The sequence below is a fragment of the Coxiella endosymbiont of Ornithodoros amblus genome (genome assembly GCF_019425495.1).
Classification (GTDB): Bacteria; Pseudomonadota; Gammaproteobacteria; order Coxiellales; family Coxiellaceae; genus Coxiella.
The window spans coordinates 19,045-44,191 of sequence record NZ_VFIV01000006.1 but is presented as its reverse complement, the minus strand read 5'-3'; the positions used below and the strand labels follow the sequence as shown (position 1 = coordinate 44,191).

The following is a 25,147-nucleotide window of genomic DNA, read 5'->3' as shown; positions in this document are numbered from 1 at the left end:
ACTAACCCACTGATGTCTTTCATCAAGAACCCCTTATCCTTCAATAACATCAGGAATTCTACTGAATACTCAGCAGCTTTTCTGACCATTTCATCAACTTAACTGCTTTTGTTATGTATAGAGGAAAGACAGTCTCACCTGAATCAAAAGCAGCACAGGTAGTTCATTCAACTTCCTCAAGAATAGGTGGAGTTTTTGGTTTTTCTTCCCGAATTCGCTGGTAAATCTCCTCTCGGTGGACAGCGATGTGCTTGGGTGCATCAATACCTATGCGCACTTGATTTCCGCGAACCTCGAGGACGGTGACGGTAATTTCACCCTCGTTTCCAATCTTTATAGCCTGACTATTTGTTCGTGTTAAGACTAACATAAATTATTCCTTTTGGCTAGAGCCGCCTTGAAAAGGCAACGGCTGATTACATGCAGAATATCCTTTTTATGATCTCCTGTGAACCTAGTGATCCATAAGATATTACATTCCCTTTTCTATCACGCGCAAAAAGTCCAAAACTCCTGATGAACTTACGCGATAAAAAGGAGCGTCAAGGAACTAAGACTTCTCCTTGTCCGCAAGTGCGAGGTCAATTACGCACAGCACAGAGGATTAAAAAACCCCAGTGCACTTGGAGCGAGCATTATACTCATGATAACGAGAAGTGCAAGTGTAAAAATCGAAGTCGAGGAAAGCTTTCTTGCTGCCTTCCGCCGGACCGATTATAAAACGCTTGCGCTTTCATCTTCTATGATGAAGCTGAACGCCTACCGAGGTGCCTATTAACAAATCATCGGCGGGTCGGTGCGCGAAGAGACCGTTGGCAACGACACCTGGGATGTTATTGAAAATGGTTTCTAACTCAACAGGATTGAGGATGGCCAGGTTGTGAATGTCTAAAATCACATTACCGTTATCCGTCGTGAATCCTTGTCGATAAACCGGGTCTCCCTTGAGCTTGACGATTTCACGTGCAATAAAGCTGCAAGCCATTGGGATAACTTCAATCGCTAAGGGGAATTGTCCTAGCACGTCCACTTGTTTACTTTCATCGACAATACAAATAAAGCGTTTAGCGGCTGCCGCGATGATTTTTTCACGGGCAAGGGCGCCACCGCCGCCTTTGGTAAGATAAAAATGTTTATTAAATTCATCAGCTCCATCCACGTAGACATCCACGTTGGAAACGGAATTAAGATTGACAACTGGAATACCGTGCTCTTTTAAGCGATTTTCAGTGACTACAGAGCTTGCAACAGCCCCTTCAATGTGATGTTTAATTTCCGCTAAAGCATCAATGAAACAATTGACGGTAGAACCAGTTCCTACTCCAACGATATTGACGCTTTTAATGAATTGAGTCGCTTCAATAGCGGCTGCTTTTTTAAGTTCGTTTTTTGATATGATCATGATCTCCTCAGTACTAGTATTTTAAATAAAATGCCTTCTCACAGCCATTCCAATTTTAGACTTCGTCATTCGGCGCAGGCAGGAACCAGGCGCACCTTCGGTGCGCTGTGCATGTATGCACTGGATCCCTGTCTGAGCGGGATGATGGACTTTAAGTTTTTAGTCCTTACCTCTTGTGTGCAATGACAGAGTAATTACCCATTGTCTTTTTTAATTCTTCGATCAATAAATCTTTTTCCTGCCACAGAGTGTTAACCACTTCTGAAAATGAAGACGGAACGTTGTGTCTTCGTAGTAATTTCCAATAAGATTTTGAGTTAGTGGAAATAACTCATACTACACCGCAATCTCGCGACGATTCCCGCAAGGAAAGGGACTTGGAATAATGGAAAGTGACGTTAATAATTCCTGCTAATTTATTTTGTAAAGCGTTTATTACTATCCCAATCCCGCCACGCTTTAGGGCGCAACAAATGTAAATAAGGAGAAGTTTGGTGTTGGTGTTTAAGTAGAGTGAATCGGGTGCCCTCAACAAAGTTCACAGTGCTCATAGGAAATATTTTAAATTTTTTGGAGGATTTTTGGTAATTTCGATATCTTTCGCTTTCAACTCTGGGTGACGATGGATAGAGTCGTTGGAATACCGATGCACAAAAAGGTACCCCAACAACCAGCAGCCAAAACCGACCAAAGGGAAAAAGCATAATAATCCTCTCTCCATAAAAAATTTAAGCGGTGGACTTTTTCAGTTAAAAACATAACCAAGCGCTAATACTAATATATCAAACCCCGATTTATGATTGCTGATGAGAACATACCATTTATTTGGATCTAATTCAGCGTCGCTTTTGATTTTCCAGCGATGATGCGGCAATTTTAACAATACATTGGCAAAACTCGTCAAAATAACACGAATATGACCGAGAAATTTTAATATCGCGTAATGCCAAGTTTTGACAGACGTAAGCTACGCAAGGCTACTCAAGATAATGACAGGAATAGCCTACAGCAAAATCACAATATAAGAGTAATAACAAAATCAGCGGTTATGCATTTAAGAGATCTATCATTTAGAATCAGAGAGCCGCCAACGATTTCATTCCTATCGTGCCAATAAACGCCTCTAGCCACAGCTCATGTTCATAATCAATGCTATGATGATGGGATAAAGCGCCGTCATGATCTATGATTGCTTGTGTGAAATGTGACGCCCGACATAACCGGGACGTCCAATTTTATTTTGAACCACCCATGCCATGCATTGAGTCAGTGCCCGATTGAATTCACGATTTAAATTGTGATTTTTTAGGCTTTAAATGAAACTCAAATCTGTTTCATCGCTATCCATCAAACGCATCATCTGCGGAAGTTCTTTTTAAGTAGCGCAGCGGTGGATCCCTTTAAGTCCAGTGCTAAAATTAGGAAATAAGATCGCGTTAAAATGTTCTTTTTCAGGCAATGGATACACTTTCATCGTTGCTTGAGTGATAATACTAAGTCTTCCTTCACAGCCGATAAATCATTCACGCAAATTAAGCGCACAAGAAGCACGCAGAACGGTGATATTTTCCATGACGCCTTATGGTGTCACAACTTGTAAACTTAATACCCTTTCGCTAAAGGTGCCGTACTGATCGGATTGAATACCGACCGAACGTGTTGCAAGCCAACCACTTAACGTGGAGAACTGAAAGGAATCTGGGAAATGCCCCAGCGAAAATTATTTTTTGTTTAATTGCGATTCAAGCAGAGATCCTAAGGAATTACTTAGACATTATGATTCGTTACCAAGCTTAATAATGCAACGACTTATTCGCTGATTTCCGAATAAAAAAATAATCCGGGGGCCCAGAAATTAAACCCTGTCGAAATGCGAAATAGATCTCGGAAATTTTTACGATAGGTAGGCATGTCGCAAACGCTCCAGTTTATCTTGTGAAATTTGATCGGAGCGAAAATCGCGCTCCAATTGCTGTAAAAAGTCTGACAGCGAATAGGGGATGGCAGTTGGATTTTCCAAATTAAATGGGAAAATCCTGTTGGGCAATATTACAACCTAGTATTTTTTCTACATAAAGTAAAAATTTTGGCATCTGATGGATGTCGGGCTGTTTATCAGACGCCCCTAGTCCCACCATTTCATAATCATGCAAGTTCCTCTTTTTCTTGCCACCCATTATCATCAGTTAATTGCCGCAATTGAACAATTGCCGTATGAATCGTTTCTGTCAACAAGGCACAATGCTCAGAAAAGGAGGCCGCTGCAGATTCCGCTACGACTGCTTCTGGATAAATCGGTTTGCCGATATACATTTTAATTCGCCCAGGACGGACCATTCGAGCCCCTTTAGGGAAATTTTCAGTTCCTTTATATAAGGGTACAATTGGTAAATTAAGCGTAAGCCCTTTGAAAGCAGCTCCTTTTAAAAGGTAAAAGCTCGCCGGTTATCGAGCGTATTCTTTCAGGATAGATAATTAATTATGCTTTTTTCTTTGAACTTTTTGCAATGTCGCCGAATTTCTCTTAAGTCTTTAACGGGGTGTTTACAGTCTACCTCAATTAAATTCATTGATTTAGCCGAAAACGGTATTTTCTCTCGTCCCTTAAAAAAAATAATCCTTCGCTGCTAACATGCTAAATTCTTTGAAAGAACATCGCGTCGCTAACATTAAAGCAGGGAAATCTATGTGGCTCGTATAGTTACTGCATAGGATGTAAGTACCTTTAACTAAGATTTGCCCGTAGACCGAAAAGCAGTAATAACCACGAAATATTAATAAAAAAAATCATTGAAATCCTATTTATAGATTTTAAATTTTTTCATGAACTTTACATTTCTTCTTTTTTGTCCAAAGATCATATGTGCTTTAGCGAATTTATTAGCTTCGATAGCCACTGCTAACGAGACTTCTAATTACTAATGCACTCGCCGTGATGAGTTCGGCTAATCGTTTTGATGAGTGTTTTCCTACACAATTGATGAGTTTAAATTGTTTTGTTGTTGCGGCAATTGCATTCCACTCCCTACTTTCCCAACGGTAATTAGAGGCATAGTTAATACGAATTTAGCTTCATCCGATTCCGGCAAATATAAAATATCAAAGAAAGGACTACATTTTAATGATGCAAGCACAATCTTGTCCAGTTGCAAGGTAAATAGCCGTGAATGCATTCGTGACATGCAAATTGATCCCGACTATATTAGCAAGCTTGCTGGCGTAATGGGCGCCGCATTCCTCCTGCTAATTGTCGAGGCGAAATGCCTAACGTTCTTTTACAAACGGCTGCCGATAACATGCAAGAGGCAATGACTTTTTGTGCCCTTCTCCCGCCAGGAGAGTTTTCGTTGACGGCTTTTTCCGGATCAAAACTCGATTTTAATAAATAAGCAAACGATAAATGCTCTGCGAGGGTACTTTGAATAAACTCACATGCATTATCAAGTATAAAAGATAGTCATATTCTGGACCACATCTTCCGCCGTGGTATAAACAAAATTGAGAATTAGGTGATCATGCACTTGGTATTGATCAATTCTTACTAATTTCCCGTATTGAGTGCTTTGTTCAGCCACATTTTTTATTGCGTTGAAGTGTTCTGTCACCCAGGCAAAGAAAATTTTTAGTGAATTTAAGTCCTTAAATGAAAAAAAATCGGACTGCGGGAAATCACTTGCTAGATATTTTAAGTTTGAATGTCACCGCATTGGGCAGTCGCGTAAAAACGCGGGACATCGATAACCTCAACGTTCCCTATAGCATTGCTACAGGAACGTAAGGGAGAGAGGTGTGCCTGGACATAGCGTTCCATCATCACACACGGCCTGCTTAGGGGTAAGAGGGATGGCAATTTGCCCTATGTGTTTTTCGATCAGCCCCCTGAAGCCGCTTAATTCGGGAAAGCAGGATTCCCAATTCAATCCCTACTCCTTCATCCATTGGCACCGCCTTTTGAATTCCGATTCATCGAATCCATAGGAGATTTTTCCCATTTATTCACAGTTTCGCTTCTCCATTAGGCCATCATTCCCAAATGGAAAAATCTGTCAAGTTAGCTGGACTTCAGACACCACTAAAAACCATTCATCAAATGCTTCTGATTCTTTCCCCACCGGTCCACTCGAATAATAGTGCCGTGTTAATAGCCCGATTCGGCACCGCTAGCAAAGCACGGTGTTGACGACATCTGCCGGTCACGTTAATCGTTTAAAGGGATTTTTCATTTTTCCAAGGCTTTCAAGCGGTTGTTACCGGGGACGAGGCGAAGAGCAGGGTATCGGTAACTCCAGGTTGGAGAAGATTAGAACGAATAACATATGCAGTAAATTCAACGGCAATGGAACGAAAGACCGCCCGCTAAAGCCACCCCTAGCTGCTGAAACCACCGCGCACAGCCTTTCCATGCGATCTCATTGTCTTCACTAGTTAAACCAATCACTCGCGTATCTTTGTCAAATAATCCTGCTTGGTGAAGTGCTTGAGTCCACGTTAATAAACTCGTCCCCATGCTATAAATCGTGTTAGTCATATCTTCTTGTTCAATTAACGACCGGCTTGGCTGTACTGAGGCGATTGGAATAAAGTCAGTTACGGTAATTGTTCAGCATGGTGCTCCAGTTTCTCTTTTAAGATATCCGGGAGTATACCCAATGCCGTTGAACTCTTCAATACCTCCATTGTACGTTTCTTCTAACGGCTTTTCCGGGACAATGGGTTTTAGATTACCGAAGGCGATAGAATGAAGCAGCAATTTACCTTGCTTTTCGCTCCCATGATCGATTGAAGCTCCTCAAGAACCTCAGTACTCAAGGCATCCGTGTTACAAACCCGAAACTGAACGCCATACGACTTAATTTCGCTAAACGCCTGATTAATTTTTCCATCGCACCTAGGCAGTCTCTCGGTGAACAATAAATATATTCATTCCTCTAGCAGCTAATTGTTTGGCACCTTGCTAAGCCGAATCCGTCTTCTCGCCACCTCACCATTCCTCCTTCGTCATCCCTAAGTTGGCGGACTGAGGTGCTTGACATTCTTTTTAAAGATAAAGGATGGATTACGTGAATATCATCGCCGAATTTTTGGCGACACGCCCAATTACCCAGCAGTTGCCTCACGGCAATTGTCTGCGATTGATAAGAAACACATTCCTTCAAACGGCGCACTTGGATGACTAAGCGAGGCCATTCCATTAATTCCCTTCTGTCTACTAAAATCAGTGCATGAATCACGCTTTGCTACCGGCATTACCTTACATTTAACTACTGCCCATTCCAATTAATATTGATTGTTAGTTGTTAGGTAAAAGGAAAAAAATCCTTTAACCACTGACTTAAATTACTAAGGGCAAGATCCGGCAATACAAACATTTTAGGTGAGAAGTAAAGTTTTCTTACGCATTTGTGCTATAAGTCTTATAATCTGCTTCTTTTATGGCCGATAAAACAGCATCCGGATTTTCAGCCGTTAGTATGGTTTGTTATTCTAAAGCAGAATAAACCCGATCTAAAAAGCGCTGATTAAGGAATTTTTCATGCGTTTCCGACTCCTTAAAATCAACGATGTCATTTCCTAAATAGAAACCCATCGATTAAACAGCAACGGTTTTAACCTGACTCGAAATTAAATTAACCGCATCTTCAATAGTTAGAATACTATCCGCTTGATCATCAGAAATTTCAGTATTGAACTTGTCTTCAAAAGCTAATAACGATATCAATCAACTGTGCAGAATTAATTTTCAAATCGTCAAGAAAACGAGAAGCGTAGGTGGCTTGGGCCACGGCATCAGGGGCTTTACTGAAATGGGTTATAATCGTTTGATTTTATTAATCTTTACTTTATCCATTCTTAATCTCTTCGTTAATTTATTATTGCCAGCGTTTCAAAATCAAAATCGATTTGTTTTTCTTGGGCTCGTTAAACAATTCGATCTTGAAACACTTCTTATTCAGAATGAATATCTTCACAATTTAAAGAAGCGTGAATAAATCCTTTATTAATAAGCTGCAACACCGATGCGACGGCTTCTAAGTTGCCAGCAGCACCTAGCGGATGCCCAATTAACGACTTTGTCAAATTAATCCACGGTAATTCGTTAGGTTCACACTTTAATGAATTAGCCTAATTTAAGTTCCAATTTATCAGCCATCGTGCCCGTTAAATGGACATTGATAGCATTAATTTCTGAAGTAGAAATGGTAGCATATGCAACCCGATTGAATACAGCGCTGAACTCCAAGGGAATTATGTGCCGTCATAGAAGCGCGCCTTACTGTTGACCGCCACAATTCCGCTGGCGCTTAAAATCTCAGCATAAATTCGAGCCCGCGCTGCTCAACGCTTTCCAATGTTTCTAACATCAGTAATGCAGCGCCGGCTGTGGCACAAAACCGCTGGCCAATGCGCTCATGAGACGAGAAGCTTTTTCTGGCGCTCCGTAAAAACTTTGGCCAACATACGCATGGCATCAAAATCTCTCCATAATGTAGGGCGAAGTGCCTTTGACACCGCCCGCGAGAAAACGGAAAGCTCTGCCGTTTTTTAAGGCATAAAAAGCACTGGCGATGGCTTCGGTTCCCGAACTGCAGACACTTGATACCTCGAAAAGTTGGCCCCTCCGAAACCCAGCAGTCCACTGGCTTTTGCACTGGAAGCGCTTGCCGTAATTTATTCCATCACCGTACTTCCTAACCACCTTACCCGTCCGGCGTCGACCCCGGGGACTAACTACCCCACTACCCCACCGATGTTATCCATACCGCCAATTCCGGTTCCAATAATTGCGCTCGTCGTCCAATCAAGTGATTTTGATCATCGCTTTGGGAATATCAAAGCCCGCATCACGTCAGCGATCTACAGGAGTAACAGACACGTATACCATGGCTGCTAGTTCATACTAAGGCGCTGTTCTTCACTAAAATAGCGAGAAGCTATGGTTTCAACTCCTTGAGGAATGTCGGCCACTTGGCATAAAAAATTTAATTGTTGAAGGGACGAATGATATCGGATACCAGAGATGCCTTGTCGTAAAGCACTTTCAAAATGTTTTACAGAATTAGCGTTAAGCGCAATGATGCTTAACCTCGTAATCACAACACGATGATTTATAAGTTCTTCACTCCGATGCCACCAAGCTCAGCAATACCAACTAGCGTCCCATCTGCCTTATGGGTTTTTGGGTGGCTTTTTAATTTTTTTCGTCGCCATAAGGTTTCCTCTGCACGGATAGTTATCGATATCAGTCAGTTTGATTTGCGATAAAAATTCAACATTTCCCTCTGTAAATAAAGTCACTAAATTCATTACTTCGTTTCTCGCTATTTCTTTGAATAAGAGATACAAGTGGGATGCTACTAAATCCATTTGCACCATTGATTCTAACAAAATTACTTCAAGCGTTAATGGGTTGCTAGGGAAATGGTCTTGGTAAGAAAATTCTGTCAGTTTAAAAGTATAAATACCTTCGATACAGTTTTCATCGACGGAAAGGATTTTATTGATAAAGAAAAAAGGAGGTTTTTGTGGGTATAGCCTCAACGAGTTCAGTCGCGCTATAGGGCTGTAAATTTTCTGTAAAGATGCTCATGAATTAAATCGTTTCCTCCATGCGGTTAACCGCCCTCATACCGCCAATAGCGTGTTGGGGATTTCAATGGATAGTCGTCAAACGAATATTTAAAAACGAAGCCTTTTAAGCTTGATTAATTTGATATACGAGCTCACCATCGGCGAATACGCTGCCATCGCCCAACACCATGGAAACTTCTTGTTGTTCCAGATGAGAATAACGTCGGATAGAAATTTCGTAACGGAGCATCTTAATTGTGCAGTCTAATTTATCCAAAAAATCGACTTTTTTGTACCAAAGCACGCCCCGATCCCACTCCAGCTCGTAAAGAGATATATAATCCCAATAATTGCCAAATCGCATCGATCTCTAAGTAGCCTGGTTTTAAGGGATCATGACGAAAAATGACATTGGAAAAACCAATCATCTGTGGATATCCGTTTCGGCGATAATTTTGCCACAACTACCCGTGTGCTCCACGAAAAGAACGTGATTGACCATTAGCAGTGGCGGCGCAGGCAGCGCCCGAAATACCTTCGGCGTGCAGGTCTTTAATCAGATGCCCCCAGGTTAAGCCCGCTCCGACCACGCTCATTAATACTTGATCATTCGATTTAAATGAACTCCATCGTTCAGAAAAAACGCTGGTAGCGCTTGCTGCACTGCAATTGCCAAAGCAGTTTACATTGTAAAGATGTTTTTTGGGCGCAATACCAGCTCGGGGTGCAGCAGACCGTAACATCATTAAATTCGTTTGATCTCCAATAAAATAAATTTCATTCAAATTAACCGCATTTTGTTTGGATAAACAATTAATTTCGCTTACTGTTGTTTTAATTGCAAAATGCTGCACCCGCGACCTTATTGTAAAAATATCCGCCCGTTAGCGAAGTTACCACTGGCCATTTTTTAGGACTTGAATCAATATGTGAGTCCATTAACAGCCACGCGCTTTCATGCCGTTTTGAAACAACCGCGCAGCGGGGCCAAGCCCCATCAGCAAATAAAACGGCCGTATTGCGGTCAGTAAAATCGATAAATAGTGGTAAAACTGGGATTAACTACAACGATATATTCCTGCAATATGGATCCGTGAAGGTAATTTAAATAATGCATTTGGCAGTAAGAACACGCTGTGTTTATATCGATGGCTATGCTTTGAATATCCGCTGCTGCAATAATGCTGGCGTTGGCGGGTAAGGTGTATTGAAGAATACATTCACCGGCTACTACTAATCCTACTTGATTTGTTTCAATTCCTGCACGACTTAAAGCGTGATAAACGGCTCTCGCTGCGCTATCGACATAGGAGGTTTCCATCTGCTGAAAGGCGAGAGTGGTATTTTTATGTGGGTTTCTCTAATGTAATTGAGCGGTAACGCGGTTTAACATCCATTCATTGTTGGTGTTGATATTGAGGGATTCTAAAGAAGAGAAGGAACTATCAATCATGTTGTCAGGGTGATAATGGCCAAGACCGTGTAAATATAACATGTTTTTCCTGTTTTATTATCAAGACACCCCTTCCGAAACCGAGAGAGAGGCCGGACCGGTTGTTCTGTTCCTAGAAAAGGAGGACAGGGGATCATACAATTCCTCTTTGTCGCAACAAAGCTTCCACTTTTGGCTCTCGTCCTCGAAAAGCTTTAAATAAACTTAAAGGATCTTCTGAACCACCCGATTCTAAAATACACGCTGAGAATTGCCGCGCGCTATCTTGATCGAATATTCCGTTTTCTTCAAAGAGAGAAAAAGCATCGGCTGCCATTACCTCTGCCCATTTGTAGCTATAATAACCCGCCGCGTAGTCGCCTGCAAAAATATGTGAGAAGCTATGCTGAAAGCGATTAAAATCAGGAACGGGAATTACGCAAACAGTTTTTCGTACTTCATTAAGAATCTCTTGAATCCGATTTTTTTGCGCCGCATCAAATTCCATATGTAATCGCATATCGAATAAGGCAAATTCCAACTGGCGCATCATTTCCAATCCCGCATGAAAATTTTTAGTTTCGTGCAAGTGTTGGAACAGCTCGTCCGACATGGTTTCGTCCGTTTGATAGTGCTTGGCTATCATAAATAACGACTCTTTTTGCCATGCCCAATTTTCTAAAAATTGACTGGCTAACTCTACGGCATCCCACGGAACGCCATGAATTCCAGAAATTTCCGCATAGTCAATTTTAGTCAACATATGCTGAAGAGCATGTCCAAATTCGTGAAACAAAGTGACAACATCGTCATGACTGAATAAAGCAGGTTGATTCGCAGTTGGAGGATTTAAATTACAAACCACAAAGGCGATGGGCAATTGTATTTTTCCATCGAATAAACAGCGCCTCGGGCGGTGATCATCCATCCACGCGCCGCCATGTTTGTTTTCACGGGCATAAAGATCAAAGTAAAAATAAGCACGTAATTGGTCTTTATTATCATAAACAGCATAACAATGTGTGCCCGAATGCCAAACGTCAGCAGGGCTTACGGGTCTAATGGTTATTTGGAAAAGTCGATTTACGATCTTAAATAGCCCTTGAATGACTTGTGGCTCTGGAAAATAAGGACGTAGGTCCTCTTGGGAAATAGAAAAATAACGCTGGCGGTATTTTTCGGCCGCGTAAGCCATATCCCAGGCTTCTAACTTTTCAATATTTAATTCTTTTTTTGAAAATTCGCTAAGCTCTTGGAATTCTCGTTCCGCTTTTGGAAAGGTTGCCTCTACGAGTTGATTTATGAAGGCAATTACTTGTTGCGGTGATTTTACCATTTTGGTCGCTAACGAATATTCAGAAAAATTAGTGAACCCTAAAAGGTTCGCCAGTTTTAAACGAACGTCCAATATTTGTTCCATTAACGCGGTGTTGTCCCATTTCTTAGCGTTAGGACCTTGGTCGGAAGCGCGAGTGACAAATGCCGTATAAATTTCTTCGCGTAACAAACGCGAATCAGCATGCGTTATGACGGCTAAATAAGAGGGGATTTCTAACGTAAATAACCATCCCTTTAAACCGCGCTGTTCTGCTGTTTCACGAGCTGCGATAAGTGCATGACTAGGAATACCGCGTAATTTATTTTCATCCAAAATCTGCTTATGCCAACCTTGGGTTGCGTCTAATAAATTTTCTTCAAATTGATTTTTCAATTGTGATAGTGTTTTCGTCAGGTCCGCGTATTGTTCCTTTTTTTCGGATGATAATGTCACGCCGGTTAATTTAAAATCGCGTAGATAATTATCAATTACTTTTCGTTGTGGGTTGTTGAGTTTTTGATACTCCATACCATCAGCGATTGATTGAATAGCTTGATAGAGTCCTTGATGATGACTGAGCTTAGTAGAATAATCCGTTAGTTTAGGTAGACAGACATGATAAATTTCGCGTAATCTCGGATTATTCACAACCGCGTTCAGGTGACTAATGGGCGCCCAATAACGATGCAGTCGATCATTAATGTCTTCTAAGGGTTGCATGAATGCCTCCCAGGTATAATCTCTTGATTTGACGAGCTGGTTGATTTCATCATAATTATCAACTAATAACTGCTCTAAAGAAGACTCAATGTCGCTTTCGACGATAGAGCTAAATTTAGGCAAGTCACTTATAAGGTCTGTTTTTTTCATCACGACATTATAGCGGGTAAACTTTCATGTTAGAAGTACCTACATGAAAGCGAAGCAAAATATGGGAACAATGGTAAAATCCCCGTATTTCGCTTCGCTTGATGCGGACTACTTTCTACTTTCGCGAGGGGTGCTTTTGGTGCGAATACAACGAAATTTATTATCTAGATCATTATCCGTAGACTCAACCGTAACTTTAGATTCACGCAATTATCATTATTTGTTAAATGTATTACGTTTTAAAGAAGGACATAAAATTATTTTATTTAACGGCGATGGAAATAATTATGGTGTGAGAATAACACGAATACAAAAAACAGCTTGAAATAACCATTGACTCAAAAGAAGCGGGCCAAACTGAGCCATCTTTGTTTATTGAACTGGGCTAAGGAATATCCCCCAGTGAAAAAATGGATTACGCTATTCAAAAAGCGATGGAACTCGGCGTCAATCGCATTGTACCGTTAATATTGAGTAACTGAGCGAACTAGTACAAAACCTAAAATACAAAAGTTAGCACATTGGAAAGGCGTTACAATCAGCGGCTGTGAACAATCCGGGCGCTGTTGCATCCCTGAATTAATGAAAGCTTAACTTTTACGATTGGCTATCCAAAAAACGCAAAGGACTTTCATTAGTATCCCATCCGAATGCCAAAAAATCCATGGCTAATTTTAAAATTACTTCACAACGCATCACTCTTTTAATCGGTCCCGAAGGCAGTTTAAGCAACGATGAAGTTCAACGGGCTACTCAATCCGGTTTTCAAGTTCTTTTTCTTGATCCTCGCATTTTACGCACAGAAACCGCAACCTTTACGGCCTTAAGTTTGATAAAAGCTTATTTTGGAGACCTACAAAGATTGTGACAACCACATATAAAATATTTTCGTAAATGATTTTAACAATTAACGGATTTTCATATTGAGGGTATTCAGAAATACCGTCCGTGATACTAAATTGAATGAAATCGTTTTTTAATAAACCGATTTCTTTAGTTAGCTTCAGCTTTGAATAATCGATTTTACGACCGATAGAGTAGAGTATTGACGAAAGGAAAATGATCGTTCTTAATGACATTGTAAAAAAGACTGTTTTCAACGCCGGAAAAACCGGGTCCTTGACCACGCTTAATAACGATCACGTTTTTCGCACGCTCTACGTGCAAAAAAGGCAGGCCATAAAGAGGGCTATCTTTTGATTGACTCGCTATCGGATTGACGATGTCATTAACGTCAATGACCATCGCGACATCTATTACGGCGAATTCTTCATTAACTTCATCCATTGTAAAAACGAAGTCATATGGCACGCCTACCTCCGCCAAAAAACGTTCATATAACCTGGCATACGACCAGTAATGGGATGGATTGCAAATTCAACCTGAATCTGGCGTCCCATTAATAATTTGGCGAGTTCCTAAATTTTGTTTTGTGCTTGTGCGACTGCCATTCCGTAACCCGGAACGATAATAATTTTTTGTGTATACGCGAGCATGACGCCGGCATCCTTAGCATTGATGGGTTTTAATACTCCTTCAACTCCTTGAGTAATAACAGGTCCATCGTGGTGAGGAGTAAATAAAATGGCGGTCACCGATTGATTAATTGTTTTCGCCATTAATTAAAGTTAATAACGTTCCGGAAGCGCCCACGATAATACCGGCGACCATCATAAGCTGGTTCACCAATACAAAACCTTCAAAAGCCACAGTCAATCCTGTCATGGCGTTAAATAATGAAATGACTACGGGCATGTTTGCATCGCCAATAGGAAGTGCGACGAAAATGCCGTATAAAAATAAAAGGCCGGAATAAATTGCCAATAACTCTTTCTGTTCAGAATAAAAAAGAAGAATATCTAATTAAACCGAAGATTATCAATCCGAAAATAGCCATGCTGATATTGTGCAAAGGTAATGTGATAGGTTTGCGAATAATGCCTTGTAATTTTGAAAAAGCGATTAAGCTGCCACTAAAAGCAATCATTCCAATCAAACCACCAATCAGCGCTAATGTTAATTCAATAAATGGGTGGCTCGCTTAGGTTTCACTCGCAGTGATAGCAGCCGCAGCACCGCCACCCATGCCGTTATAAAGTGCAATCATTTGTGGCATAGCTGTCATCGCTACTCTTTTACCAGAAACCCAAACACGAACTTTTATCCTTATCTTGACTGGTTTTAAACATCGCGAGCATTCGAAAACGCGTATTAACGGGGTTTGTACAGAGACTAAATCATTGCTCCAATAAACACAATGCCATGAATAAAATTTGTTCCCGACATTAATGGCGTGTGTAAGATTCTGGGAACGCGGCCAATAATCTCATACCCCGCAAACGCAGCGAGCATAACAATGTAAAGTGCAGTTATTAATTTAAACATAATTTATCCTTTTTTAACCCGTCATTCTCACTTTCGCGGAAAGGACATTGGAATTTGTTTTTGTCGCATAATGGGTAGAGTACCTTTAGTAATCGTGGTTTTATTTAAAATTTCATCCTGCTAATCAATCGCTATTTCATTCTTCTCATTCAACAACAATTCCAAAAAATGAATAAGATTGCTACCGAAAAGCTGGCTAGCATCGCGAGCTAAACCGTTGGGCAAGTTGGTGGGCCCGATAATTTTTACGCCTTGATAATCTACCGACTTCAGTCAGCTCGCAATTTCCTTCCATCGGGGCTTGCCACATCGACAACGACTGAACCGCTTTGCATTTGGACGACGACAGCTTTAGAGATAATTAGCGGTGCTTTTTTCCAGGAACAGCAGTGGTAGTAATAATGACTTGAGCGCTTACGATGTGTTTTGTTAATTCGATTTGTTGTTGCTGTCGTTCTTCGGGGGTCAACTCTCTGGCATATCTACTGCTACCACCGCCGCTAATCGATAATTTCACCATTTGTGCGCCCAGCGACTCGACTTGTTCTTTCGCTTCCGGACGAACATAATACGCGGAGACGATGGCGCCCAACCGTTTCGCCGTTGCAATCGCTTGCAAACCGGCGACACCTGCTCCAATGACTAGCATTTTAATAGGGCGAATCGTATCGCTGCCGTGGTTATAACATCGGAAAATAGTTACCTACCGTATTAGCAGCCACGAGAACCGCTTTGTAACCAACGATAGACGCTTGCGAAGATAAAACATCCATGGCTTGAGCAAGGGTGATTCGCGCCAATAATTCTAAAGCAAACGCGGTTATATTTTGTTCTTCTAACGCCGTGATTCTTTTTTCATCCCCATACGGAGCCAACAAACCAATTACCAAAGCATCCTGCAGCATTTTTTATATCGGCAATGCTTGGCGGCGTTACGCGAAAAATGATCACCGCATCACGATAACATTCCGTTAAATTTTTACGCAATGAAACATTACCGTAAGCCGAATCAGAAAAATCAGCCCTTGGCCAACGCCAGCTTGCAATCGTATTTCGATGTCTCGTTGTATTAATCGTGGTACCAAGGTTGGCGTAATCGCTACGCGTTTTTCTTCTTCATTCCATTCACCAGTTACGGCAATAGTGATTGCCATTGCGATCCTCTCCTGGTTAAAATTCGTCATATTGTTTATTTACTCGAGGTCGAGGATTGAATTAATGGCTCATGAAGGAAGAATGTCTAACCAAACGTTAAAACGCAATTTTGCTTTTGTCGATCTTTTTGGACTGCCACCCAAACCACGCCATACCGGTCAAATTGAAATCCGTGGCCATTACTTATGAAATTTTCAGCGTTCAGCAGTTTGAAGCGCTATCGGAAACGAGGGGTTACTACATTGACGGGTTAAATTCGTGGGAGGCACACAAGCTTCATTAGATACAAAAACCGTCACAGCCTCCACTGACCTAGCTCATAAATATAATGTCTACGTTAACACGGACGGTTTTATTGAACGAGTCGTTATTCAAAACTCCAACAATATCGATCGATATTTAGAAGAAACGAAAGTGTTAGGATTTGATGTCGTGGAAGTTTCAAGCGGCATGTTTGAGCGCGCCAGGAATTTTAGTCTTGATTTTCACATCGATGCAGTCAAGCAAATTCAAAAAATAGGTTTAAAACTAAAACCTGAAATTACGATTATGAGCGGAGTCGGGGTGGCCTTAAAGAGATTAGTCATCAAAAAAATTAAAACAATCAAAAACTCTTAATTAATTCATTGAAGAAGGCGGACGTTTTTTGAAGCCGGTGCTTACACATCAATGATTGAATCAGAAGGAATCAGCGAAGAAATTGCTGACCCAAAGAACTGGTGGAAGGATGTAATTTTTGCGTTAGTCGAAAAATTTGGGCACAAAAAATTAATGTTTGAAGTGTCTCCAGAAGACGATGAAACACGGTAAACTTTTAAATGGCACCTCAAAGAGGTGAGGCGTAATATTAATTCTCATGATGAACTCTAAAAATATCGTTGAATTTAATGCGTGGTGATTAAAACTTTGGGGTGATAAAAATATTCGGAAACAGGAACGGGAGGAGGGGTGAACAGTAACTCTAATTTTGACTCTTACAGTTTTGTCATTCCCTCGCAGGCACCTAGAGCTCAACTTAAGGGGGCGAAGTAAAGAGGGAATATCAAGTGGTTGAAAAGATGTCCGTCGTTCCCGTGCGTGGGCCGTCTACTGACAGACAAAGAATCGAGGGCTTTCACAGCCGAAGTCACGGGAGTCCCGGCTAAAAGGCTAAGAAAAGCACCATCGGTGTTTTTCTTAGCCCCTAGTCTTTTAGGTCTCCTCCTGACTCCGCCGTGAAGGTTTTTTATGCTTCAATAATACAGCAGATGCCCCGCGGAGGGCGACGGGGTTTAAGTTTTTATTGAGAAGAGTTACTATCTCGGTGGGGATAGGTGAGAGGCTTTTTTTGAAAAGATAGCGGTTTGATCAAAGTTGATTGGGTTTTTGGTACTCCGACAACCAACGGTTTTAATTTCTGGAGGGAAGGAGGTAGACGATGCAAAGTGATGGTGGCTGCCTGGCGAGTGGATAATGACCTGATAAAACTTTGTACCAGCCGTTTTGGTGAATAATATGGAGATCATCCAAATGATGTTTCTTTATTGAATGCAGCAGCTTCGGCTAGCATACGCGAGGCAAATAATTGAATTGCATAATGGGGACGTACGGTTTCGACGAGAGACGTCCTGTGGACGGGGGATATGTGATGGCGTGATGCTTTAATTAGAGGCCGATGGAATTGATGGCCCGGGCTGCACTCTACTAGAAGAACGGAAGTGCTTAACTGTGTGTGGAGGGGTTGAAGGCGTGAATACCTTCACATTCAGCGGCTTTTTTCAACATCAAATCGTATCACTTTTCCTAGCCAGGTATTTATTTGTGCTAAATCATAGGGGCATAAGGTTCCCGCTTGTTGTTTTAAAGTAATGATGTTGATGATGTAACTGTATCGATCCGTTGCCCATTGTTGCTGAGCTTGATACAAAGAAGTCACCGAACTTAATACGTCTACCATGGTTCGGGTTCCCACTACGTAGCCTGCCTGCGTAGCTTCCAGTTTGTTTTTCGCAGAAATGATTGCTTGACGGTCCGCTCTGATTTTACTAATCCCCGAATCAACCCCTAAATAAGCTTGGCGCGTTTGTCGTAGCACATCGCGATGAGTGAAATTAAGTTGGTCGCTAACCGATAAATAATTATATTTTTCCTGCCGAGTAGAATGGGTCACAAAATCGCTTTGAAAAACCGGAAAATTTAAATAAAGCCCAGCCATAGCTGTTGTCGTGGTCGTATCTGAAAGGGTGTCCACTAGAGGAGTACCTGTAAAACTTGGGGCGAGGCCCCTTTCTTGAACACCATAAGAAAAAGTCCCTATCAGGGTAGGATAGCGCTGGGCTGCCGTCTGTTTAACGATCTCGCGCTGCGCTAGCATGGTATACAATGCGGATTGAATAGCAAAACTTTGTCGCTCTGCCATGGCCGTCCAGGCATCGATGTTTCGAGGATGGGGTATCACTAGCGGAATCGATTTTTTCAGGCTAGCCAACGAGCGGTATTCCTGACCTGTAATCGCCCGTAGGTTTTCAAGCTGGTTATCTAAATTATTTCGATCTTGAATTTCTTGTGCTATCGCTTGATCATAGCTCGCTTGAGCGTCGTAAACGCCGGTAATTGCAATTAAGCCGACTTTAAATTTCTCTTGTGCTGTCACCAATTGATGATAAAACGATTCCTTTTGTGCCAAAGTGAATTGCAATTGGTCGTAGGCATCTAAAACATCAAAGTAAGCCTTAGCCGTTCGAAATATTAAATCTTGGGTGGCTTCTATGTAAGTTGCCGTAGCCGCTTTCACTGAAAAACTAGCGCTACTTATTGCCTTCCAGGTAGCGTAATTAAAAATTGGTTGAGTGACCGTGACTTGGTAATTATGTTGATTAAAGTAACTACTAACGCTGGATTCTCCCTTTTCAATCCGTTGATAGGTGCGATTCAGGCCGGCTATTATATTTACGAAAGTAAATAGACCCGATCCCGGCGTTCCGCTACCTGACATAGCGATAGGAAGGTTTTCTCTTGCCGACAACCAGTCCGCGTGTGCTTTTTGAAAAGCGGGATCACTCGCGAGGGCTTGATAATAAACTTGAACCAAATCTTCAGCATAAAGGAAGGGGGCGGCTACTAATGAAAAGAGGATAAGAATAAAAACGAGGAATTTTTTTTTCATAAACCAGCCTAATAATTCTTTAACTCTACCGCCTATTTTCTACATTATCCTATAAATTATGCTTGATTAGCAAACCTTACCATAATAAAATCAAGACATGGCTAAATTTTAGTCAATTTCTGTAGGCCAGAAGAATGCCAAGAAAAATAAAAAAGCCGACCCAATGATTATTCCAAAAAGCAGTAAAACAACCCAGTGGCTTCCGGTGACGGATTAAAAACTGCTGATAACACATTAACCCTAATGCTACTAACCATCCCAAATAAAACCAATAATTAAACCGCAAATAACAACCTAAGAATCCAAATGTCAGGAGCACGATGCCTTGAAGTAATCCGATCATGAGGCGATCATAACGACCAAACAAAATAGCCGTCGATTTTATGCCTATTTTAATGTCGTCTTCGCGATCAATCATTGCATATTGCGTATCATACACGATAGGCCATAGAACTGCTGTAAAAAATAATAACCAAGCCACGGCTGGAACGTGCCCTACCGTCGCGGCAAACACCATTGGGATACTCCATGAAAACGCAACGCCTAACCATAATTGAGGTAAATGAGTGAATCGTTTTAAAAATGGGTAAACGAGCACCAATAAAGTGCCAATAACGGCAAGTTCCACGGTCAAACGGTTTAATAACAACACTAATGTGAAGGCAATTAAACTCAAAACGGCAAAGAGAAGCATCGCTTCAGTAACGCTCACCGATCCGCTCGCAAGCGGACGCATTTGAGTACGCTGAACATGTTTATCCAGATGACGATCAGCAAAATCATTCACAATACAGCCCGCGGCGCGCATAACCACACTACCGGCAATAAAAATCACGGTTATTTTAAAAGAAGGGGCCCCTTTGGCTGCAATCCAAACAGCCCACAAAGTCGGCCACAATAGCAAAAAAATACCAACCGGCTTATCAAAGCGCATTAACCGTAAATAATGAGGTATTTGTTGGCGAAGATTAATCATTCGATACAGAACTCTCTAAAAATAGCGCGGGGAAAAAATTCGCTCACCAACAAGGGATCTCCTTCGAAATAAAACAAAGAACGTCGAGCCAAAATACAACCTCGATTCGTAATCTCTTTAACATAAAAATAATAAGGGTGATCAGCGGTAATTTGCATAAACTCCAAATCGCCGCGAGTAAATTTGGCATTTGCAAATAATATATCGCCTGAAGAGCGCTTGCCGATATGGCTAAGTGGGGAGGCCTCTCTTTCCAGGGTTTTCTTTTGGATTACTACACGGGCCGCAACCCATAAGGTTTCGAAATATCGCCATTCAATTTCACGGATCAAGGCTAATTCTGGCTGAGAAATACCCAGGAGTTGAGTCTCTTCGTCAGCCGGTAGGTCTAAAACTTCGCGAAGCAGGTGGTGTTGAATTTGTCCATCAGTTGTCTTGCACAAACGCTGCGTCAGAGGGCTGGGATGTATCAACCAGCTCCGCTTAATTAACTGTCCACAAAGTGGAATGGATTTCATTTTGTTGGGCCAAAAAAAGTTGCTTCTTCATGCTCCACGACAGTAGAAGATGTAGAAACGACAGTCAAGTTACTTAGTTACAAAGCAGGCTCCAGGCCAGCTAGCATGTCACGATGACCTAGGCACTGACGTTCAAGAAATGCTTATTCAAGCATTTAGCATCATTATTATAAAAGAGACGAATGCAACCGTGGCTTGCGTGCTCTAACCGGGGAAAGTTGAGCCATGAAGCACAGAAGCACATAACCGCGAAAATAAAACATGCAATACGGGATATCAATGACCTCCTTCGTTTTCAACAGGGCATTTGTTAGAAACGCATTCGGGGCCCCTCCTAATCGGACAATTCTAAAGTTCCCTACCACCGTGTTACATTTCCATCCCGACACCATTCTTGCCATCCCGAAACAGTCCCTCAATGGACTAATTGCCTTTTCTCATCATAGGCAGTAAAAGTATGAAGCCCTAAATGACTACCAACACTTTTTTGATGAGTAGGATGGATATTTGGAGGAAAAGGATACAAATCTAAATATTCCACTTCCGTAAGTTCCGTTGGCACGACGATCTAATGACGGTTGCTGAGCGCCATATTAGTCCTATTCAAGCGTTTGACAATCTCCCGCTATTTTAGGGAATAATTTTATTCAAGTATTGCTAGCTTCACCGCGATGCAGGTAAATTCAGAGTAAGCGCAAAGATGCGCCCCGTAATAACGACTTTCTTCGTAATTGAGATCGAAGTGTGATAGGGGTTGTCCGTAAACCGCAAAAATAGTTACCGCAAGCAGAACAAGCATGGAAATAGATATTAACAATTTGATTTTACTAAATTTTAATCCTCGTACCATTGTTTTTACACCTGCTATTGTTTACCTAATTCAAAGTGTAGTTAGGATTACCTCATACTTACTCCCTTAAGGTTTTTTGGATATACTATATCCGCGCATGTTATTGTTAAAACATGGAAAAAATGGGATGGAGCGTTATGTCAATTTTTCCGAGACAATGAAAAAATCGATTAGTATTTACCGCCAAATGTTGCGAAAATATTTACCGCAAGCGGAACGGACTAAAAAAACTCAATCAATTAAAAAAAACTGAAAGATCGACACCTTTATGATAATGAAGTTGAGTTGTATCGTCTCGGGTATATGATTGTAACTGATATCAAAGAAAATCTGGATAATACCAATGTCAGTTATTATTCTTATTCAGGTGTTAGAAACTTTTCCAATCATTTCGAAAATTTTTTAGAAAATTACGAAATCGAGAATAGCGATTGAGTTATTCACCGGTCGAAAAAAGTGGATTTCGCTTTGGTAGAAGCGATTCAATTATTAACCATTCCACGCAATCAACTAACCGAGAAAATTAAAGAAAAGTTAGTGTGCTGCACTACTCTGATCGCGAGTTTTGGATCAGAAGAACAGCGTGAATTATATAAAGCAATGTTGAAAAATACAATTCACAAACAACAAGAACAAAATACGGCTTTTTATCCTTTAATCTTGCATAATTTTCAAAAGAAAATGCACGCAGTGAGTACATAATAATACGAACGGCAATGGCTCATTATGGACATGAATTTTGCTGATCATCCTTTTGTAAAATTTGTAGACCAATTAACCACGCAGCCGGCTGTGCAAATAGCCATTCATCAGTTACGCTCACCGAATGGAGTTAATATAAACATTATCTTATATGCTATTTGGTGCGGCTATAACCAATGCGGCCGATTTCTTCGGCAAGATTAAAAAAACTTCCGGCTGTCCATTCATGGCACGAATGCGTCTCTTTAGCGCTTTAACGGTCCGCCAAATATAATCGATCAAAGTAATTTTAACCCATCAAGAAATTGAAAACTCCAATTGACGTTGAGTTGAAAATAACAAACTAAACTGAGCAGCGTCTCATTGCGGAAACTTTGGTAAAATTTAATTCTTACAAACGAAATCCTGCCCAACAGCTGAGCGACGCCTGTCATAATATTACGGGCTATTGGAATTTTTTACGCTTTCGAATTGATGAGGAAGATCGAAAAGCCATCGGCATTTTATTACAAGCCGTCTTTCCTAATCTCATTGCCGCTGAAATTGCTGAAGCTTGTGAAAACTCATTCACCCACTCAACGACTCCTCCCGGTTATGCTCAGTTAAAATTGAATGAATTTTTAAGGAGATCTCCATCACGAGCGCTGGGGTTTTTTTAAGTTCTTAAGAAAAAACTAAATTACAAAAATTATATAAAATTATTTAAATCCCCCTTAAAATAAGGGGATTGTAAAACAAGTCTCAACTAAGGTCTGTTGACAATTTGTTATACTGAACAGAAACGTCAATAAACCTATGCTCCATAGCAGTCAATCATGCTTACATTACTGAAAGATGATAACCACCCTTTGTATTACAAACTTATCGCGAAGTTTTAATAGGGGATAGGGCCTCTGTTTCTAAACGTATTCGTTTGCTTGCTGAACGACACGGCTACTTCCTTCATATCTTAAAAAGATAGACCGATCATTATGAAATCGCTTTTTTCCACAACCCGGATATTTGCTCGCTGAAAGCATCAAACATTACTTTGGGTGCGCACAAAATTTAATTTTTTACAAAGAACTATCCAACGGCTCGAATTATTACTTGTCACCATCCGAGAGAGTCGCGTTTATTTAGACAGCCTTGTTCCTGTCAATAAAGTAGCCTCAAAATTAATGCCATTATTATCGGATACTCAACCCTATCAAATTGTAACCTCAGGGAAAGTGCCTATACATCAAAGTTCCGATGAAAAAGAGGTATTTGTTCTGCATCCCGATTTAGTCGATTTTTTTGAGGAATTAAATGAGCCTTTATTCCCGCTATTAGCCGCAATTTCTTAACTGCAATTGCTCCCTTTGTCATTAGTCTTAAAAAACTTGGAAATAAACAACAGCCTTTCAGAGAAGAAATCCTATGGATCATTTTTCCAAAAAATTACTGTTTTTTTAATTAGTCTTCTAGTGATTTTTATAGAGGCCTGCGTCGGTTTTTGGTTTAGTCCTTTTTATAAATTAGAGCGCTTAGCAGAGATTATTTTACCTTTCACTCCCGACTATATCTGTGCTTATCAATAAAAATACCTTGCCTTGGCAAAGAAATATAAGATAGCGAAAATAAAACAACAACTGCTCGATGAAATTTTATTGTTGTAACTTCCGCCAACCAATTACAGCATCCGCATTAAGGACCGTTACGACAAACAATCGTTAATAACGTTTGCAAAAAATAATGCTTTAGCTAAAGATGTTACTTATTATTCCTATTTTCACAATCGTAAAAAATGGTATGTGATTCTTTATAACTATATATGCCACTCCAAAATGGATGCCCACGATGACAACCTTAAGCTGTTGAAAAAATTAAAATTGAGCACATAGGAATCATCAACTTTTCTTTTATTCAATCCAAAATTAAGTCCATAAAAAACCAATAACTACTATTTTCGGAAGCGAGTTAAGGTTCTTCCCGCAAGCGGAAATGAAACTATAACACTAACTCAGTGAACAACATAAATTTCTAGGTTATGCTCAATGGAAAGGATTCCGGGAATGCGCTTCATTCGACTAATTTTTTTGCTTTTATTCGCTATACTGCTGCTCTCAGACTGTTCTAAAAATCAGCTAGTTTTCCTTCAAGGGTACCGTAGAAGACCAATTTATTTACCTTTCCTCCAGCGTCTATGGGCTCCTCAAATCGCTACTCGTTTATCGGAGTGATTCGGCGAAAGAAGATCAAACATTGTTTATCCTCGACTCCAGCCCCAGCAATCAGAATTATTAGGAAACAAGAGCGAAGTTGACGCAGGAAAAAGAAAACCTCGAAAATCTTGTGAAGGGTCAACGGCAAATCATTTTAAATCGCATTATCGACGAACGCAAACACCTTATTTTTGCACAACAAGCCGTGGTCGATGCAGATCAGGCCAATGTAGCCAAAAATTGGCCTGGCAATTAGATCAAAAAATTGTCGTGGCAAAAAAAGAACATTTTTGACACCTTATTTATGGGGGGAGAATATGTCCCTGCTGGCCAGCCGGTGACAGCTTGACTCACGCCCAACAATATTAAATTGATTTTTTTATATTTCCGAACCATTACTCAGTCGATTTAAATTAGGTACCATCATTAAATTTAAAGCGATGTTGCACAATACAACGTGCGAAAGTCGCTTATATTTCTCCTGAAGCTGAATATATGCGACCTATCATTTTACAGCAAAAAATCCAGAGCGGAATTAGTTTACTGGGTGGAATGCGACATTTTCGAAAAAACACCCTAAAATTCCATGCTAGTTAGCCCGTGGCTGTTTATCTGCACGAGGAGTCATTGAGTAACTCT

General features: G+C 40.8%; 7 protein-coding genes and 23 pseudogenes. 9 read left to right on the top strand and 21 right to left on the bottom strand.

Annotated elements, in window-relative coordinates; genetic code table 11:
• Nucleotides 1-163: 163 nt before the first annotated feature.
• From csrA to FIV31_RS01710, 14 genes and pseudogenes are all read right to left on the bottom strand, one after another.
• The gene (gene csrA, locus FIV31_RS01775) at nucleotides 164-370 is read right to left on the bottom strand and encodes a carbon storage regulator CsrA (protein WP_280123586.1); all 207 of its coding nucleotides are present in this window, start codon (nucleotides 368-370) and stop codon (nucleotides 164-166) included.
• Between the two features lie 363 nt (nucleotides 371-733).
• Entirely contained in the window at nucleotides 734-1,396 is a 663-nt protein-coding gene (rpiA, locus tag FIV31_RS01770) for a ribose-5-phosphate isomerase RpiA (protein ID WP_280123589.1), read from the bottom strand.
• Nucleotides 1,397-1,568: 172 nt separating this feature from the next.
• Nucleotides 1,569-2,405, bottom strand: a pseudogene (locus FIV31_RS01765) (acetyltransferase); the annotation flags it as partial.
• Between the two features lie 576 nt (nucleotides 2,406-2,981).
• The gene (locus tag FIV31_RS01760) at nucleotides 2,982-3,116 is read right to left on the bottom strand and encodes an FAD-binding protein (RefSeq protein ID WP_280123588.1); all 135 of its coding nucleotides are present in this window, start codon (nucleotides 3,114-3,116) and stop codon (nucleotides 2,982-2,984) included.
• 431 nt (nucleotides 3,117-3,547) lie between these two features.
• A pseudogene (locus FIV31_RS01755) lies at nucleotides 3,548-4,227 on the bottom strand (lysophospholipid acyltransferase family protein).
• Nucleotides 4,214-5,402, bottom strand: a pseudogene (locus tag FIV31_RS01750) (hydroxymethylglutaryl-CoA reductase). The pseudogenes FIV31_RS01755 and FIV31_RS01750 overlap by 14 nt, the downstream one beginning before the upstream one ends.
• Before the next feature lie 86 nt (nucleotides 5,403-5,488).
• A pseudogene (locus tag FIV31_RS01745) lies at nucleotides 5,489-6,390 on the bottom strand (SDR family oxidoreductase).
• Between the two features lie 57 nt (nucleotides 6,391-6,447).
• Nucleotides 6,448-6,989: pseudogene (locus FIV31_RS01740) on the bottom strand (4'-phosphopantetheinyl transferase family protein); the annotation flags it as partial.
• A 3-nt stretch (nucleotides 6,990-6,992) separates the two neighbouring features.
• Nucleotides 6,993-7,250: pseudogene (locus FIV31_RS01735) on the bottom strand (acyl carrier protein).
• A 101-nt stretch (nucleotides 7,251-7,351) separates the two neighbouring features.
• Nucleotides 7,352-8,512, bottom strand: a pseudogene (locus FIV31_RS01730) (beta-ketoacyl synthase N-terminal-like domain-containing protein); the annotation flags it as partial.
• Nucleotides 8,509-8,990 (bottom strand): annotated as a pseudogene (locus tag FIV31_RS01725) (3-hydroxyacyl-ACP dehydratase FabZ family protein). The pseudogenes FIV31_RS01725 and FIV31_RS01730, both read right to left, overlap by 4 nt.
• 3 nt (nucleotides 8,991-8,993) lie before the next feature.
• Nucleotides 8,994-9,504: pseudogene (gene fabA, locus FIV31_RS01720) on the bottom strand (bifunctional 3-hydroxydecanoyl-ACP dehydratase/trans-2-decenoyl-ACP isomerase).
• A 21-nt stretch (nucleotides 9,505-9,525) separates the two neighbouring features.
• Nucleotides 9,526-10,466: pseudogene (locus FIV31_RS01715) on the bottom strand (3-oxoacyl-[acyl-carrier-protein] synthase III C-terminal domain-containing protein); the annotation flags it as partial.
• 91 nt (nucleotides 10,467-10,557) lie between these two features.
• Entirely contained in the window at nucleotides 10,558-12,591 is a 2,034-nt protein-coding gene (locus tag FIV31_RS01710) for a M3 family metallopeptidase (protein WP_280123585.1), read from the bottom strand.
• Between the two features lie 139 nt (nucleotides 12,592-12,730).
• Here FIV31_RS01710 and FIV31_RS08175 point away from each other — a divergent pair, with 139 nt between their 5' ends.
• The 4 genes and pseudogenes from FIV31_RS08175 to FIV31_RS08170 all read left to right on the top strand — a co-directional run.
• Nucleotides 12,731-12,916, top strand: coding sequence for an RNA methyltransferase PUA domain-containing protein (locus FIV31_RS08175; RefSeq protein ID WP_341873955.1), 186 nt, complete (start codon nucleotides 12,731-12,733; stop codon nucleotides 12,914-12,916).
• A gap of 67 nt (nucleotides 12,917-12,983) precedes the next feature.
• On the top strand, nucleotides 12,984-13,073 hold the full coding sequence (locus FIV31_RS08375) for a 16S rRNA (uracil(1498)-N(3))-methyltransferase (protein WP_425278257.1): 90 nt from the start codon (nucleotides 12,984-12,986) through the stop codon (nucleotides 13,071-13,073).
• 10 nt (nucleotides 13,074-13,083) lie between these two features.
• A pseudogene (locus FIV31_RS08370) lies at nucleotides 13,084-13,185 on the top strand (hypothetical protein); the annotation flags it as partial.
• 10 nt (nucleotides 13,186-13,195) lie between these two features.
• Nucleotides 13,196-13,459, top strand: a pseudogene (locus tag FIV31_RS08170) (RsmE family RNA methyltransferase); the annotation flags it as partial.
• 212 nt (nucleotides 13,460-13,671) lie between these two features.
• Here the strand turns inward: FIV31_RS08170 and FIV31_RS01700 are convergent.
• The 3 pseudogenes from FIV31_RS01700 to FIV31_RS01690 all read right to left on the bottom strand — a co-directional run.
• Nucleotides 13,672-14,749 (bottom strand): annotated as a pseudogene (locus FIV31_RS01700) (NAD(P)(+) transhydrogenase (Re/Si-specific) subunit beta); the annotation flags it as partial.
• Nucleotides 14,727-14,976 (bottom strand): annotated as a pseudogene (locus FIV31_RS01695) (proton-translocating transhydrogenase family protein). The pseudogenes FIV31_RS01695 and FIV31_RS01700, both read right to left, overlap by 23 nt.
• A 13-nt stretch (nucleotides 14,977-14,989) precedes the next feature.
• Nucleotides 14,990-16,224, bottom strand: a pseudogene (locus FIV31_RS01690) (NAD(P) transhydrogenase subunit alpha).
• A gap of 165 nt (nucleotides 16,225-16,389) precedes the next feature.
• Here FIV31_RS01690 and FIV31_RS01685 point away from each other — a divergent pair.
• Nucleotides 16,390-16,941 (top strand): annotated as a pseudogene (locus FIV31_RS01685) (phosphosulfolactate synthase).
• Between the two features lie 485 nt (nucleotides 16,942-17,426).
• Here FIV31_RS01685 and FIV31_RS01680 read toward each other — a convergent pair.
• From FIV31_RS01680 to FIV31_RS01665, 4 genes and pseudogenes are all read right to left on the bottom strand, one after another.
• Nucleotides 17,427-19,276: pseudogene (locus FIV31_RS01680) on the bottom strand (TolC family outer membrane protein).
• 112 nt (nucleotides 19,277-19,388) lie between these two features.
• A complete protein-coding gene (gene ubiA / locus FIV31_RS01675; protein ID WP_280123584.1) occupies nucleotides 19,389-20,252 on the bottom strand; it encodes a 4-hydroxybenzoate octaprenyltransferase in 864 nt (287 codons plus the stop codon).
• A pseudogene (locus FIV31_RS01670) lies at nucleotides 20,245-20,801 on the bottom strand (chorismate--pyruvate lyase family protein). Before FIV31_RS01670 ends, ubiA begins: the two are co-directional and overlap by 8 nt.
• An 87-nt stretch (nucleotides 20,802-20,888) precedes the next feature.
• A pseudogene (locus FIV31_RS01665) lies at nucleotides 20,889-21,620 on the bottom strand (L,D-transpeptidase family protein).
• 113 nt (nucleotides 21,621-21,733) lie between these two features.
• Between FIV31_RS01665 and FIV31_RS01660 the strand changes: the two are divergent.
• The 4 pseudogenes from FIV31_RS01660 (at nucleotide 21,734) to FIV31_RS01645 (ending at nucleotide 25,105) form a co-directional block, all read left to right on the top strand.
• Nucleotides 21,734-22,322: pseudogene (locus FIV31_RS01660) on the top strand (hypothetical protein).
• A gap of 24 nt (nucleotides 22,323-22,346) precedes the next feature.
• Nucleotides 22,347-22,981, top strand: a pseudogene (locus FIV31_RS01655) (DUF2390 domain-containing protein).
• A 156-nt stretch (nucleotides 22,982-23,137) separates the two neighbouring features.
• Nucleotides 23,138-24,299: pseudogene (locus FIV31_RS01650) on the top strand (hypothetical protein).
• 41 nt (nucleotides 24,300-24,340) lie between these two features.
• Nucleotides 24,341-25,105, top strand: a pseudogene (locus tag FIV31_RS01645) (HlyD family secretion protein).
• Nucleotides 25,106-25,147 lie beyond the last annotated feature (42 nt).